This is a genomic window from Pseudomonas sp. 22526 (assembly GCF_052044735.1).
GTDB classification, from domain to species: domain Bacteria; phylum Pseudomonadota; class Gammaproteobacteria; order Pseudomonadales; family Pseudomonadaceae; genus Aquipseudomonas; species Aquipseudomonas piscium.
In genome coordinates this window covers 131,288-145,162 of sequence record NZ_JBQENK010000003.1, presented here as the reverse complement: position 1 = coordinate 145,162, position 13,875 = coordinate 131,288, and the positions used below count along the sequence as shown (strand labels likewise).

At 64.8% G+C, this 13,875-nt stretch carries 13 protein-coding genes; 7 read left to right on the top strand and 6 right to left on the bottom strand.

Translation table 11 applies throughout. From position 1 onward, the window contains the following. Positions 1-22 precede the first annotated feature (22 nt). The 5 genes from relA to ACTJKT_RS05425 all read right to left on the bottom strand — a co-directional run bounded on the left by relA (position 23) and on the right by ACTJKT_RS05425 (position 6,843). Entirely contained in the window at positions 23-2,266 is a 2,244-nt protein-coding gene (gene relA, locus ACTJKT_RS05445; RefSeq protein ID WP_097304674.1) for a GTP diphosphokinase, read from the bottom strand. Positions 2,267-2,386: 120 nt separating this feature from the next. After that, positions 2,387-3,739 carry a 23S rRNA (uracil(1939)-C(5))-methyltransferase RlmD gene (rlmD, locus tag ACTJKT_RS05440; protein WP_440786432.1) on the bottom strand — a complete coding sequence of 451 codons (1,353 nt, stop codon included), beginning with the start codon at positions 3,737-3,739 and terminating at the stop codon, positions 2,387-2,389. Then, a complete protein-coding gene (gene cysM / locus ACTJKT_RS05435; RefSeq protein WP_009050276.1) occupies positions 3,739-4,641 on the bottom strand; it encodes a cysteine synthase CysM in 903 nt (300 codons plus the stop codon). Before cysM ends, rlmD begins: the two co-directional genes overlap by 1 nt. Positions 4,642-4,721: 80 nt before the next feature. Further along, entirely contained in the window at positions 4,722-6,134 is a 1,413-nt protein-coding gene (locus tag ACTJKT_RS05430; protein WP_440786431.1) for a histidine kinase sensor domain-containing protein, read from the bottom strand. Then, positions 6,121-6,843, bottom strand: a complete 723-nt coding sequence (locus ACTJKT_RS05425) for a response regulator transcription factor (protein WP_440786430.1) — start codon at positions 6,841-6,843, stop codon at positions 6,121-6,123. Before ACTJKT_RS05425 ends, ACTJKT_RS05430 begins: the two co-directional genes overlap by 14 nt. Positions 6,844-7,063: 220 nt before the next feature. Here ACTJKT_RS05425 and ACTJKT_RS05420 point away from each other — a divergent pair, with 220 nt between their 5' ends. The 4 genes from ACTJKT_RS05420 (at position 7,064) to ACTJKT_RS05405 (ending at position 11,803) form a co-directional block, all read left to right on the top strand. Continuing rightward, entirely contained in the window at positions 7,064-9,817 is a 2,754-nt protein-coding gene (locus ACTJKT_RS05420; protein ID WP_440786429.1) for a response regulator, read from the top strand. Between the two features lie 67 nt (positions 9,818-9,884). Continuing rightward, positions 9,885-10,874 carry a 2-hydroxyacid dehydrogenase gene (locus ACTJKT_RS05415; RefSeq protein WP_440786428.1) on the top strand — a complete coding sequence of 330 codons (990 nt, stop codon included), beginning with the start codon at positions 9,885-9,887 and terminating at the stop codon, positions 10,872-10,874. Between the two features lie 90 nt (positions 10,875-10,964). Next, a complete protein-coding gene (locus tag ACTJKT_RS05410) occupies positions 10,965-11,402 on the top strand; it encodes a hypothetical protein (RefSeq protein ID WP_440786427.1) in 438 nt (145 codons plus the stop codon). Continuing rightward, positions 11,399-11,803, top strand: a complete 405-nt coding sequence (locus ACTJKT_RS05405; RefSeq protein WP_440786426.1) for an META domain-containing protein — start codon at positions 11,399-11,401, stop codon at positions 11,801-11,803. Before ACTJKT_RS05410 ends, ACTJKT_RS05405 begins: the two co-directional genes overlap by 4 nt. Positions 11,804-11,894: 91 nt before the next feature. On the opposite strand, the gene ACTJKT_RS05400 is transcribed toward ACTJKT_RS05405, so the two are convergent. Then, positions 11,895-12,359: a TlpA disulfide reductase family protein gene (locus ACTJKT_RS05400; protein WP_097304681.1), complete on the bottom strand. Its 465-nt coding sequence runs from the start codon at positions 12,357-12,359 to the stop codon at positions 11,895-11,897. Positions 12,360-12,488: 129 nt separating this feature from the next. Between ACTJKT_RS05400 and arsC the strand changes: the two genes are divergently transcribed. The 3 genes from arsC to ACTJKT_RS05385 are packed head-to-tail and all read left to right on the top strand — an operon-like array spanning position 12,489 to position 13,862. Then, complete coding sequence (gene arsC, locus ACTJKT_RS05395; protein ID WP_097304682.1) at positions 12,489-12,842, top strand: arsenate reductase (glutaredoxin); 354 nt, start codon at positions 12,489-12,491, stop codon at positions 12,840-12,842. Continuing rightward, positions 12,839-13,444: an NAD(P)H:quinone oxidoreductase gene (gene wrbA / locus ACTJKT_RS05390; RefSeq protein WP_025805675.1), complete on the top strand. Its 606-nt coding sequence runs from the start codon at positions 12,839-12,841 to the stop codon at positions 13,442-13,444. The genes arsC and wrbA overlap by 4 nt, the downstream gene beginning before the upstream one ends. Further along, a complete protein-coding gene (locus ACTJKT_RS05385) occupies positions 13,437-13,862 on the top strand; it encodes a DUF2069 domain-containing protein (RefSeq protein WP_097304684.1) in 426 nt (141 codons plus the stop codon). The genes wrbA and ACTJKT_RS05385 overlap by 8 nt, the downstream gene beginning before the upstream one ends. The last annotated feature ends 13 nt before the right edge of the window (positions 13,863-13,875 follow it).

The window sequence follows — 13,875 nt, the reverse complement described above, 5'->3', positions numbered from 1 at the left end:
CCTCGCTCCTACGTTGCGGGTTTCAAGGGGTACGGTTACGGCGGGTCTCGATGATGTTCGGCAACTGGGAAATACGCCCCAGCAACCGCCCCAGCGCGTCCAGCCCCGGAATCTCGATGGTCAGGGACATCAGCGCGGTGTTGTCCTCCTTGTTCGAGCGGGTGTTGACCGCCAGCACGTTGATCCGCTCGTTGAGTAGCACCTGGGACACGTCACGCAGCAGACCGGAGCGGTCGTAGGCGCGAATGATGATGTCCACCGGGTAGGTCTGCACCGGCACCGGGCCCCAGCTGACCTGGATGATCCGCTCCGGCTCGCGGCCGGCCAGTTGCAGCACCGAGGCGCAGTCCTGACGGTGAATGCTCACCCCGCGCCCCTGGGTGATGTAACCGACGATCGCATCCCCCGGCAGCGGCTGGCAGCAGCCGGCCATCTGGGTCAGCAGGTTGCCGACGCCCTGGATCTGGATGTCGCCGCGCTTGCCCGGCTTGTAGCCGGTGGCCTTGCGCGGGATCAGTTCCAGCTGTTCGTTGCCGCGTTCCGGCTCCACCAGCTGCTGCGCCAGGTTGACCAGCTGCGCCAGGCGCAGGTCGCCCGCGCCCAGGGCAGCGAACATGTCCTCGGCGGTTTTCATGTTGGCCTTGTCGGCCAGCTTTTCGAAATCCACCTGCGGCAGATCGAGGCGATTGAGTTCGCGCTCGAGCAGGGTCTTGCCCGCCGCCACGTTCTGATCCCGTGCCTGCAGCTTGAACCAGTGGACGATCTTCGCCCGCGCCCGCGAGGTGGTGACATACCCCAGGTTCGGGTTCAGCCAGTCGCGGCTCGGCGTGCCGTGCTTGCTGGTGATGATCTCGACCTGCTCGCCGGTCTGCAGGCTGTAGTTGAGCGGCACGATGCGCCCGTTGATCTTCGCGCCCCGGCAGTTGTGGCCAATCTCGGTGTGCACCCGGTAGGCGAAGTCCAGCGGCGTCGCGCCTTTCGGCAAGTCGATGGCGTGGCCGTCGGGGGTGAAGATGTAGACCCGGTCCGGCTCGATATCCACCCGCAGCTGCTCGGCCAGGCCGCCGATATCCCCCAGCTCCTCATGCCACTCGAGCACCTGACGCAGCCAGGAGATTTTCTCTTCGTAGTGGTTGGAGCCGGATTTGACGTCGGTGCCCTTGTAGCGCCAGTGGGCGCAGACCCCCAGCTCGGCCTCTTCGTGCATCGCATGGGTACGGATCTGCACTTCCAGCACCTTGCCTTCAGGGCCGATGACCGCCGTGTGCAGCGAGCGGTAACCGTTCTCCTTGGGGTTGGCGATGTAGTCGTCGAACTCTTTCGGAATGTGCCGCCACAGGGTGTGGACGATCCCCAGCGCGGTGTAGCAGTCGCGCATTTCCGGGACAAGCACGCGCACCGCGCGCACGTCGTAGATCTGGCTGAACTCCAGGCCCTTGCGCTGCATTTTGCGCCAGATCGAATAGATGTGTTTGGCCCGGCCGCTGATGTCGGCGTCGACGCCGGTGGCCTGCAGTTCGTTCTGCAGCTGGTTCATCACGTCGGAGATGAAACGCTCACGATCGAGGCGCCGCTCGTGCAGCAACTTGGCGATCTGCTTGTACTGCTCAGGCTCCAGGTAACGGAAGGACAGGTCCTCCAGCTCCCACTTGATATGGCCGATACCCAGGCGATGCGCCAGCGGTGCGTAGATGTCGAAGACTTCCCGGGCGACCCGGTTGCGCTTCTCGTCGTCGGCGTTTTTCACCGCGCGGATCGCGCAGGTCCGCTCGGCCAGCTTGATCAGTGCCACACGCACGTCATCGACCATCGCCACCAGCATCTTGCGCAGGTTTTCCACCTGGGCCTGGGTGCCGAGCACGAGGGATTGGCGGGGGCTGAGGCTGGCGCTGATCGCCGCCATGCGCAGCACGCCGTCGATCAGCTTGGCCACCACCGGACCGAAGCGCTGGCTGACAGCCGGCAGCGGAATCTGGCCTTCGCGGACGCCACGGTAGAGTACCGCGGCTACCAGCGAATCCTGATCCAGCTTGAGGTCGGCAAGGATCTCCGCGATCTCGAGGCCGGTGCTGAAACTCGACATGTCTTCGCCGCTGAGATTCTTCGCGGCGATGTGTTGTAGCTCTGCCTCACGAGCGAACTCGCAGGCTTCTTTCAAGGCTTCACGGTCCAGTGCCATGTCGACGCTGACCGCATGATCGAGCCACGCCTCGAGATTGATACTGCCGTCGGTGTTGATCGGCTGGTGCGCTCTCACCTGTACCATCTTGCTTTACCTTCCCTACGACGCACATTCAATGCGTCAAATCGCTGGCCTTCACTGCCAGTATTTCCTCGCTGGGCCGGCGAGTGCTACCTGACGGGCCAACGGATTAGACGAGCCATCCTAGCTCGCTTCAAATAACGCCATGGCCTCGACATGTGCCGTCTGAGGAAACATATCGAGGATCCCGGCACGTTTTAACCGGTAGCCCTGTCTGACCAGTTCGACTGTGTCACGCGCCAGAGTGGCAGGGTTGCATGACACATAAACCAGGCGCTTGGCGCCCAGGCTCGCAAGCTTGCGTACCACCTCGAAAGCACCGTCCCGAGGTGGGTCCAAGAGTACCGCAGAAAAGCCTTCGCGGGCCCACTCGGCATCGCTCAGGGGCTGCGATAAATCGGCCTGAAAAAACCGGGTGTTATGCAAATTGTTGCTAGCGGCATTCTCCGCGGCGCGCGCGACCATGGTCGCCACCCCTTCGACCGCCACCACTTCCCGAACCTTCTGCGCCAGCGGCAGGGCAAAGTTGCCCAGGCCGCAAAACAGATCCAGCACGCGCTCGTCGGCCTGCGGCGCCAACCACTCCAGGGCCTGCGCCACCATCGCCTCGTTGACCCCGGCGTTGACCTGGACAAAATCCCCCGGCCGATAAGCCAGCTGCAGATTCCACGGCTCCAGGCGATAGCCCAGGGCCTGGTCCGGGTCCACCGGTTGCGGCTCGCCTTCGCCATGCAGCCACAACTGGGCCTCATGGAAGGCGCAGAACGCCTGGAGAATCTCCAGGTCGGCCGCGGACAACGGCGCCATATGGCGCAGCAGCACGGCAATCGCCGAACCGCTGAACAGCTCCACATGCCCCAGCGCCTGCGGTTTGCTCAGGCGCTGCAGCATCGCCGGCAAGCGGCTCATGATCGGTTGCAAGGGCTGTACCAGCACCGGGCATTCGTCGATGGCGACTATGTCCTGGCTGCCGGCGGCACGAAAACCCACTTCGAGTTTTTTCGCCTTGGCGTCCCAGCGCACCGCGACCCGCGCCCGGCGTCGGTAGCCGAACTCCGGACCGCTCAAGGGCGCCGCCCATTCCTCTGGCTCGACACCGGCGACCCGCGACAGCTGCTCGGCGAGCATGCGCTGTTTCAGGGCAAGCTGTTCATCGTGGGGCAGGTGCTGCACGCTGCAGCCGCCGCAACGGCCGGCATGGGCGCAAGGCGCTGGCCGGCGCAGATCGCTGGCGCTGAACACCCGCTCGGTACGGGCTTCTACCACTTTGCCGTGGGCACCCAGCACTCGCGCCTCGACCTCTTCGCCCGCCAGTGCACCGACGACGAACCAGGTACGCCCTTCCAGGAAGGCAATGCCGCGGCCGTCGTTGGCCAGGCGCTCGATGGTCAGGCGCTGTTTTTTTCCAACGGGTATCTGCGCCGCCCGGCTCCCGCCCGCAGGCTGGAAGCGCAGGCCTCTGACTGGCTTAGCCATCAGTTGGGCGCATCGAAGATGCCGGTCGACAGGTAACGGTCGCCACGGTCACAGATGATCGCGACAATCACCGCGTTTTCGACTTCGCGGGACAGGCGCAACATCGCCGCCACCGCACCGCCCGAGGACACACCGCAGAAGATGCCTTCTTCGCGGGCCAGGCGCCGGGTCACGTCTTCGGCTTCGCTTTGCGTCATGTCGACGATGCGATCGACGCGAGTGGCCTGGTAGATCTTCGGCAGGTATTCCTGCGGCCAGCGGCGAATGCCGGGAATGGCCGAGCCTTCCATCGGTTGCAGGCCGATGATCTGCACGTTCGGGTTCTGTTCCTTCAGATAACGCGAAGTGCCCATGATGGTGCCAGTGGTGCCCATGGAGCTGACGAAGTGAGTGATGGTGCCCTCGGTCTGCCGCCAGATTTCCGGGCCGGTGCCGGTGTAGTGCGCTTCCGGGTTATCCAGGTTGGCGAACTGGTCGAGCACCTTGCCGCGACCTTCGGCCTGCATCTTCTCGGCCAGGTCGCGCGCGCCTTCCATGCCCTCTTCCTGGCTGACCAGGATCAGCTCGGCGCCATAGGCGGTCATCGCCGCCTTGCGCTCGGCACTGGAGTTGTCGGGCATGATCAGGATCATCTTGTAGCCCTTGATCGCCGCAGCCATGGCCAGGGCAATCCCGGTGTTGCCCGAGGTCGCCTCGATCAGCGTATCGCCGGGGTGAATCTGCCCACGCAGCTCGGCGCGAGTGATCATCGACAGCGCCGGGCGGTCCTTGACCGAACCCGCCGGGTTGTTGCCCTCGAGCTTGAGCAGCAGGGTGTTGCTGGTGACGCCAGGCAGGCGCTGCAAACGGACCAGCGGGGTGTTGCCGACGCAATCGGCGATGGTGGGGTACTGCAAGGTCATGGCGTATTCGCAATCCGGACTGCGGGGGCGACTATCATACCGGCAAACGTTCGCAGGCCATATCACGCAAAGTGAGGGTCTTATGGCTTAACGATATAAGGCAGCGAATCAGCCTCGGTCGAAGGCGCTTCCAGCACAACGGCAGCCCGCAGGCGCATGTTCAGGCGCAGCCCACGCCCGGCATTTTCCGCCCACAGTTGACCGCCCTGACGCTGCACGGCGTTGCGTGCGATGCTCAAGCCCAGGCCAAAACCGCCATTGCCCGGACGCGAGCCGTCGAGACGGGTAAAGGGATCGAAGATCCGCTGCAGATCGGCGTCGGCCACGCCAGGCCCCTCATCCTCCAGCCACAGCAGCCAATGCTCGCCCTGGCGCTGGCCGTCCAGCAGCACACGACCGCCCGCGGGCGAATGGCGAATGGCATTGCGCAGGATGTTTTCCAGGGCCTGGGCCAGGGTATTGAGGTTGCCCCGGACCCAGCACGAGGCGTCCAGCGCGCAGTGCAGTTGGGTGTTGGACCAGGCGCTTTCGAAGCAGGCGTTTTCCGTGAGCATTTCCCACAGGGCCTGGATCTGGATGTCTTCCTCGGCCAGCGGTGCCCGCTCGGTATCGAGCCAGGCCAGTTGCAAGGTGTCGTCCACCAGCCGCTGCATGCCATCGACTTCCCGCGCCAGCCGCTCGCGCAGTGCCGGCAGGCTCTGCTCGCCGTCGCAGGCGACCCGCAGGCGACTCAGGGGCGTACGCAACTCATGGGAAAGGTCGCGCAGCAATTGCTGCTGCAAGGCCACGGTGCCCTGCAGGCGCTCGGACATCTGGTCGAATGCCCGGCCCAGTTCGCCCAATTCGTCCTGGCGACTGGTGGTCTGGCTCGATAGCCGCGCATTCAGTTGATCGGCGCGCCAGGCGTTGGCCTGTTCGCGCAGCTGGTTCAGAGGCACCACCAGCAGTCGATACAGCCCGACACACAGCAACAGGGTGAACAGGCCGGGAATCACCCCATTGGTCAGTACCCGCCAGAACACCCGGTAGCGTCCGGGCATGAAGCGCTGGGGCAGCTCGATCACCAGGCTGCCGGCGGACGGGTCGTTGGGAAACGGAATCTTCAGCCAGGGCAAACCACGGGTATGGCGGCTGACCGGCCAATCCAGGCCGCGCAGGAAGGTCAGGTGCTGGCTCTCGGCTTCGCTCAGCGGATAACTGCCCAGCGACTGCAGGTCGCGGCCGATGACCCCGACCCAATGCCGCTCGCGCCCGGCCATGCCTTGCAACCAGGCATCGACCCCGGCGCTCTGTCCCTGGTTCCAGGCCTGTTCGGCCTCGGCGGCGTAGCCGGTCAGCGTGCCGCGGGCCTCGTCGGAGAGGAACAGGTTCTTCTGTTCCATATAGCGGCCCCAAGACCAGCTCAGCCAGATCATCAGCAGGCAGAAGGCGACCAGCAGACAGGCCAGCTTCCAGAACAGCGAATGTCTGCCGGGCAGCTCAGGCCATTTCATCGACGGCGCTCAGCACATAGCCCTTGCCCCAGACCGTGCGCACTTCCCGCGCGACATAACCGACCGCCTTGAGTTTGCGGCGGATCTGGCTGATGTGCATGTCCAGGCTGCGATCATGGGGCGCGTAGCCGCGCTGCAGCACATGCTGATAAAGGAAGGGTTTGCTCAGGACCTCGTCGCCGTTGCGGTTGAGCGTCTCCAGCAGGCGGTACTCGCTGCGGGTCAGCCCGGCCCACTGTTGCCCGTAATGCACGTCGCACAGCTCGTCGTCGAAACGCAGCCCCTGGGCTTCCTGCCTGAGCGGCGCCGGGGCCGGCCGGCGATCCAGGGCCACGCGCCGCAGGATGGCTTCGATCCGTACCCGCAGCTCGGCCATGCTGAAGGGCTTGGGCAGATAGTCGTCGGCCCCCAGGCGGAAACCGCTGATGCGATCGGCCTCGGCCCCCAGCGCCGACATCAGCAGCACCGGCGTGGAATGGCTCTGGCGAAAATGGGTGAGCACCGTCAGGCCGTCCATGCCCGGCAGCAGGATGTCCATCAGCACCACATCGAAAGACTGCTGGCGGGCCATCGTCAGCCCTTCCTGGCCGTTCTGGCACCAGGTGACATCAAAGCCACAACGCCCCAATTGCTCGTGCACATAGGCACCGAGCACCAGGTCGTCTTCGATGCTCAGGATCCGGGGGTGGCCGACAGATACGGGATTCATTGGCTTCTGCAAGTAATTCTCAGTTGGGCGATTATTCAAGATTGTCCGCGCCCGGGCAACCGGCACCGGTCGACAAAGCGCTCGCTACACCGGGGAGCTCGAGCGGTTCGACGATTAATTTTGCGAAGATTGCGGCAAAGCAAATGGCTACACTGCGCAGGTGGTGCGCACCGGATGTGCGCAGGATTCATTCAAAACGGCGTGGTAGCAGGAGAGTTGCGTGCTTAAGAAACTGGGGATCAAAGGCCGCGTGCTGTTGCTGACCTTGCTGCCAACCAGCCTGATGGCGTTGGTGCTGGGCGGTTATTTCACCTGGATGCAGCAATCGGACCTGCAAACCCAGCTTCTGCAACGCGGCGAAATGATCGCCGAGCAACTGGCGCCCCTGGTGGCGCCGGCCCTGGCCCACCAGAACACCACCCTGCTGGAACGCATCGCCACCCAGTCCCTGGAACAACAGGACGTGCGCGCGGTGAGCTTCCTCGCACCCGACCGTACGCCCCTGGCCCATGCCGGCCCGAGCATGCTCAACCAGGCGCCGACCGGTAACGGCAGCCAGATGCTGCAACGTACTGGCAGCGACGCCACGCGCTATCTGCTGCCGGTGTTCGGCCGTCACCGCAACCTGGCCGGCGACCTGATTCCCGACGAGTCCGACCGCCTGCTCGGCTGGGTCGAGCTGGAGCTGTCCCATAACAGCATGCTGTTGCGCGGTTACCGCAGCCTGTTCGCCAGCCTGCTGCTGATCACCGCCGGGCTGATCTGCACCGGCCTGCTGGCGCTGCGCATGGGGCGCACCATCAACAACCCGCTGAGCCAGATCAAACAGGCCGTCACCCAACTCAAGGACGGCAACCTGGAAACCCGCCTGCCCTTGCTTGGCAGCCAGGAGCTGGACGAACTGGCCTCGGGCATCAACCGCATGGCCGGCACCCTGCAGAACGCCCAGGAAGAACTGCAGCACAGCATCGACCAGGCCACCGAGGACGTCCGGCAAAACCTGGAGACCATCGAGATCCAGAACATCGAACTGGACCTGGCGCGCAAGGAGGCCCTGGAGGCCAGCCGGATCAAGTCGGAATTCCTGGCCAACATGAGTCACGAAATCCGTACCCCGCTCAACGGCATCCTCGGTTTCACCCACCTGTTGCAGAAAAGCGAGCTGACCCCGCGTCAGCTGGATTACCTGGGCACCATCGAAAAGTCCGCCGACAGCCTGCTGGGGATCATCAACGAAATTCTCGACTTCTCGAAAATCGAAGCCGGCAAGCTGGTGCTCGACAGCATTCCGTTCAACCTGCGCGACCTGTTGCAGGACACCCTGACCATCCTTGCCCCGGCCGCCCACGCCAAGCAGCTGGAACTGGTCAGCCTGGTGTATCGCGACACGCCGCTGTCGCTGGTGGGCGACCCGCTGCGCCTCAAGCAGATCCTCACCAACCTGGTGAGCAACGCCATCAAGTTCACCCGCGAAGGCACCATCGTCGCCCGCGCCATGCTCGAAGAAGAACACGAAGACAGCGTGCAACTGCGCATCAGCATTCAGGACACTGGCATCGGCCTGTCGAACCAGGATGTGCGCGCCCTGTTCCAGGCCTTCAGCCAGGCCGACAACTCGCTGTCGCGGCAACCCGGCGGTACTGGCCTGGGGCTGGTGATTTCCAAGCGCCTGATCGAACAGATGGGTGGCGAGATCGGCGTCGACAGTACGCCCGGCGAAGGTTCGGAGTTCTGGATCAGCCTGCGCCTGCCGAAAACCCGCGACGACGCCGAAGACCTGCCAGCCCCGCCGCTGCTCGGCAGGCGGGTCGCAGTGCTGGAGAACCATGAGCTGGCGCGTCAGGCCCTGCAGCATCAACTCGAGGACTGCGGCCTGGAAGTGACGCCGTTCAATACCCTGGAAGCCCTGACCAACGGGGTGACCGGAGTGCATCAGACCGAACAGGCGATCGACCTGGCGGTCCTCGGCATCACCACCAACGACATGCCGCCGGAACGCCTCAACCAGCACATCTGGGACCTCGAACACCTGGGCTGCAAAGTGCTGGTGCTGTGCCCAACCACCGAACAGACGCTGTTCCACCTGTCGGTGCCCAACCCTCACAGCCAGTTGCAGGCCAAACCGGCCTGCACCCGCAAGCTGCGGCGTGCCCTGGCCGATCTGGTCAACCCCAAGGCGGTGCGCAACGAGCCGAGCGAACCTATCGCCAGTCGCCCGCCACGGGTGCTGTGTGTCGATGACAACCCGGCCAACCTGCTGCTGGTGCAGACCCTGCTCGAAGACATGGGCGCCAAGGTGCTCGCGGTCGACAGCGGTTACGCAGCGGTCAAGGCAGTGCAGAACGAATCCTTCGACCTGGTGATGATGGACGTGCAGATGCCCGGCATGGACGGTCGCCAGAGCACCGAGGCGATTCGTCAGTGGGAGAGCGAACGCAACTGCACGCCGCTGCCGGTGATCGCCCTCACCGCCCACGCCATGGCCAACGAAAAACGCGCGCTGCTGCAAAGCGGCATGGACGACTACCTGACCAAACCCATCAGTGAGCGTCAGCTGGCTCAGGTGGTGCTGAAGTGGACCGGTCTGGCCCTGCGCAACCAGGGCCCGGAGCGCACTGGCGAACCGTCCGGCAATGGCCACGAGCTGCAAGTGCTGGATCACGACGAAGGTTTGCGCCTGGCCGCCGGAAAAGCGGACCTGGCCGCCGACATGCTGGCGATGCTCCTGGCTTCGCTGGAGGCCGATCGCGAAGCGATTCGTGCCGCTCGTGCCGCCAACGACCACAATGCCCTGATCGAACGGGTCCACCGCCTGCACGGGGCGACCCGCTACTGCGGAGTCCCGCAATTGCGCGCCGCCTGCCAGCGCAGCGAAACCCTGCTCAAGCAGGAAGACGTCAAGGCCTTCGCCGCCCTCGACGAACTCGAACGGGCGATCAACCGCCTGGCCACGGAGGCCCGCATCAACGCCTGACTCAGGGCAACGACAGGTTTGCCTCGAAAGCTCATGCTATGGGGCAACCTCCCACAAGGACGACGCCATGCGCACCATTCTCTTCAGCAGCCAGAACTATGACCGCGACAGCTTCCTCGGCGCCGAGCTGCCGCCGGGCATCGAGCTACAGTTCCAGGCCGCGCGCCTGAGCCTGGACACCGTGGCCCTGGCGGAGCACCACCAAGTGGTCTGCGCCTTTATCAATGACGACCTGAGCACCCCGGTGCTGGAACAGCTGGCCGCCGGCGGCACGCGCCTGATCGCGCTGCGCTCGGCCGGCTACAACCATGTCGACCTGGCCGCGGCCAAACGCCTGGGCCTGAGCGTGGTGCGGGTCCCGGCCTACTCGCCCCATGCCGTGGCCGAGCATGCCGTGGCCCTGATCCTGGCGCTGAACCGCCGCCTGCACCGCGCCTACAACCGCACCCGCGAAGGCGACTTCAGCCTGCACGGCCTGACCGGTTTCGACCTGGTGGGGAAAACCGTCGGCATAGTCGGCACCGGGCAGATCGGCGCCACCTTTGCCCGGATCATGGCCGGCTTCGGCTGCCAGTTGCTGGCCCACGATCCCTTCCCCAACCCGCAAGTCGAGGCCCTGGGCGCGCGTTACCTGAGCCTGCCGGAGCTGCTGGCCCAGGCGCAGATCATCAGCCTGCACTGCCCACTCACCGCCGACAGCAAACACCTGATCAACCGCCAGAGCCTGGCCCGGATGCAACCGGGGGCGATGCTGATCAACACCGGCCGCGGCGGCCTGGTGGATACCCCGGCGCTGATCGAGGCCCTGAAAAATGGCCAACTGGGCTACCTGGGGCTGGATGTCTACGAAGAGGAAGCGCAGCTGTTCTTCGAGGACCGCTCCGACCTGCCGCTGCAGGACGACGTGCTGGCGCGGCTGTTGACCTTCCCCAACGTGATAGTCACCGCCCACCAGGCCTTCCTCACCCGCGAGGCCCTGGCGGCGATCGCCGACACCACCTTGCACAACATCGCCGCCTGGGCCGCCGGCGCGCCCTGCAACCTGGTGGAAGGCTGAGCCGACGGACCGGCGGTAAGCGAAGGTCATCTGCCTGCAACCTGAGGTATCGGGGTGCGTGCTAGCATACGCGCCAGATTTGGAGGACCCATGGTCGAACACGATTTCCGCTACAGCCTGATGAACCCGCAACACACCCTGATCGAATGCCGCGCCCTGGTGCCTGGCCGCTATCAGGTCACCGGCAACGGTGGTTCCATCCGCAACGACGACGTGCTGATCGTCACCCTCAAGGGCAGCAAGGACCTGTCGATGCGCCTGACGGTGGAAACCGTGCGGCACCTGATCAACCCGGTCGGCCAGTGGGTCGCCGTGGCCCGCGGTCCGGTATTCGGCGAGCTGGCGATCCATCAGTGGCAGGTCAACTGTGACAGCTGCGCCACCGAGCTGAGCTTCGAGTTCGCGGTGGATGCCAAGCTGGGCAGCAAGGTGCAAAAGCCTGCGGCCAGCGCGCGGATCGCTGAGCTGGGCTGGATCGGCCAAGGGGAAAAACACCTCTGCCCGAAATGCCAGCGAGCCGCCCAATGAAACGCCTGGCGTTGACCGCCGCGTTCGGCGCCGGCCTGCTGGGTTGCGCGGCGGAGCCGGTGAAACTGCAGCAGGATCGCAGCTACATCCTGGAGTGGATCGGCGAGCGTCCGCTGATCGACTACAGCCACCTGACCATCACCCTCGGGGAAGACGGTCGCGCCTACGGCAACGGTGGCTGCAACCACTGGTTCGCGCCCTACACCCTGGAAGGCGACAAGCTCAGCTTCGGCAAGGTCGGCAGCACCCGCAAGATGTGCGCGCCCGCCCTGATGGAGCAGGAACGACGCTTCCTGCAGGCACTGGAAACCGTCCAGCGCTGGGACATTTCCCCGATCGAGCAAGTGCGCTTCTGGCCGGCCGAAGGCAAGCCGTTGCGCTGGTGGCTCGAGGAAGGTTGATCCCCTGTAGCCGCTGCCGCAGGCTGCGATAAGGTCCGNTGAGATCGCAACAGCCTTCAGGCCGATCGCAGCCTGCGGCAGCGGCTACGGATCAATGCCCGCGCAGGGCTTCCAGCTTCGCCATCACGCCCGCCGCGGTCTGTTCGCCCATCAGTTGCTCACGCACCTTGCCCTGGTCATCGATGATGTAGGTCACCGGCAGCCCTTCGCTGCGTGGCAAATCGAAAATCTCCGCCGGGTTCTGCGCCAGCACGGTGAACTTGATGCCCAGTTTTTCACTGGCGCTCTTCAATTCCTCGCCCTGGACGTTATCGAAATTGACCCCCAGCACACTCACCGACTGGCCCTTGAGCCCTTCGGCCAATGCATTGAGCTCGGGAATCTCGGTGCGGCACGGCCCACACCATTCGGCCCAGTAATTGAGCACCAGCCACTGCTTGTCCACGCGCTCGGCGGCGACTTTCCGGCCATATTGATCGACCCCGTAATCGTTACCGCAGCCGCTCAGCAACAAGGTGCCGATGATCGCCAATGCCGCTGCCAGTTGCCTTGCCATGCCTTGATCCTTGTATTGAAAAAAATCAGTCAAACCCGCTTTCTCGTGCGACCCATCGCCTCGCAAGGTTCAGGACTGCCCGTCGCACAGGTAGAATAGCCGCCACCTTACGCAAGATGCGACCCGCCCATGACCGATCTGACGCTTTATCACAACCCGCGCTGCTCGAAATCCCGCGGCGCACTGGAACTGCTGGAAGCCCGTGGCCTGGCCCCGACCGTGGTCCGCTACCTGGAAACCCCACTCGACGCCGCCCAGCTGCAAAGCCTGCTGGGCAAGCTCGGGATCGGCGCCCGCCAGCTGCTGCGCACCGGCGAAGACGAGTACAAGAGCCTCAACCTGGCCGACGCCAGCCTGAGCGAAGCGCAGCTGATCGCCGCCATCGCCGCGCACCCGAAACTCATGGAGCGGCCGATTCTCGAAGTCGGCGACAAGGCCATCATCGGCCGGCCGCCGGAGAATGTGCTGGAGATCCTGCCTTGAGTACGCCGTACATCCTGGTTCTCTACTACAGCCGCAACGGCTCGACCAACGAGATGGCCCGGCAGATCGCCCGGGGCATCGAACAAGGTGGCCTGGAAGCGCGCCTGCGCACCGTGCCGGCGATATCCGCCGACTGCGAGGCCGTGGCCCCGAGCATCCCGGAAGACGGCGCGCTGTACGCCAGCCTCGACGACCTGAAGCACTGCTCCGGCCTGGCTTTGGGCAGCCCGACCCGTTTCGGCAACATGGCCGCGCCGCTGAAGTACTTCCTCGACGGCACCAGCAACCTGTGGCTGACCGGCGCCCTGGTGGGCAAGCCGGCCGGGGTGTTCACCTCCACCGCCAGCCTGCACGGCGGCCAGGAAACCACCCTGCTGTCGATGATGCTGCCGCTGCTGCACCACGGCATGCTGATCACCGGCCTGCCCTACAGCGAATCGGCCCTGCTGGAAACCCGTGGCGGCGGCACGCCTTACGGTGCCAGCCACCATGCCGGCGCCGACGGCAAGAGCCCGCTGAACGAGCACGAGGTCGCCCTCTGCCGCGCCCTGGGCCTGCGCCTGGCCAAGACTGCCCTGCAACTGGAGAGCAGCCGTGGCTAAAAAGCCCAAGGTCCTGCCGGCCATCGAATGGCTGGAGCCGCGCGTACGCATCACCCGGGTGCTGAGCCTGATCTGCTTTTTCGGCCTGGTCGGCCTGCTCTGCGGCTACTACCTGTTCGTCGCCGACCTGCACGGCGCCCGGCCCTGGGTGATCCTGCTGATCGAACTGGTGCCGCTGCTGCTGATGGCGCCAGGCATGCTGGTGGGCAGCGCGCGCGGGCACTCCTGGATGTGCTTTGTGGTGAACCTGTATTTCATCAAGGGCGCGCTGGCCGCCTACGACCCGAACCGGCAGCTGTTCGGCATCCTGGAGATGCTCGCCAGCCTGGCAGTGTTCTGCTCGGCCCTGCTCTACGTGCGCTGGCGCTTCCAGCTCAATCGCAAGCTGGCGGGTGAAGGCGAGGTCAGCGCCGCCTGACAGTGCGCTATCG

Bases quoted from the DNA above. Each gene is read 5' to 3' on its own strand.
- relA (WP_097304674.1), bottom strand. From the start codon at position 2,266: ATGGTACAGGTGAGAGCGCACCAGCCGATCAACACCGACGGCAGTATC.
- rlmD (WP_440786432.1), bottom strand. From the start codon at position 3,739: ATGGCTAAGCCAGTCAGAGGCCTGCGCTTCCAGCCTGCGGGCGGGAGC.
- cysM (WP_009050276.1), bottom strand. From the start codon at position 4,641: ATGACCTTGCAGTACCCCACCATCGCCGATTGCGTCGGCAACACCCCG.
- ACTJKT_RS05430 (WP_440786431.1), bottom strand. From the start codon at position 6,134: ATGAAATGGCCTGAGCTGCCCGGCAGACATTCGCTGTTCTGGAAGCTG.
- ACTJKT_RS05425 (WP_440786430.1), bottom strand. From the start codon at position 6,843: ATGAATCCCGTATCTGTCGGCCACCCCCGGATCCTGAGCATCGAAGAC.
- ACTJKT_RS05415 (WP_440786428.1), top strand. From the start codon at position 9,885: ATGCGCACCATTCTCTTCAGCAGCCAGAACTATGACCGCGACAGCTTC.
- ACTJKT_RS05410 (WP_440786427.1), top strand. From the start codon at position 10,965: ATGGTCGAACACGATTTCCGCTACAGCCTGATGAACCCGCAACACACC.
- ACTJKT_RS05405 (WP_440786426.1), top strand. From the start codon at position 11,399: ATGAAACGCCTGGCGTTGACCGCCGCGTTCGGCGCCGGCCTGCTGGGT.
- ACTJKT_RS05400 (WP_097304681.1), bottom strand. From the start codon at position 12,359: ATGGCAAGGCAACTGGCAGCGGCATTGGCGATCATCGGCACCTTGTTG.
- arsC (WP_097304682.1), top strand. From the start codon at position 12,489: ATGACCGATCTGACGCTTTATCACAACCCGCGCTGCTCGAAATCCCGC.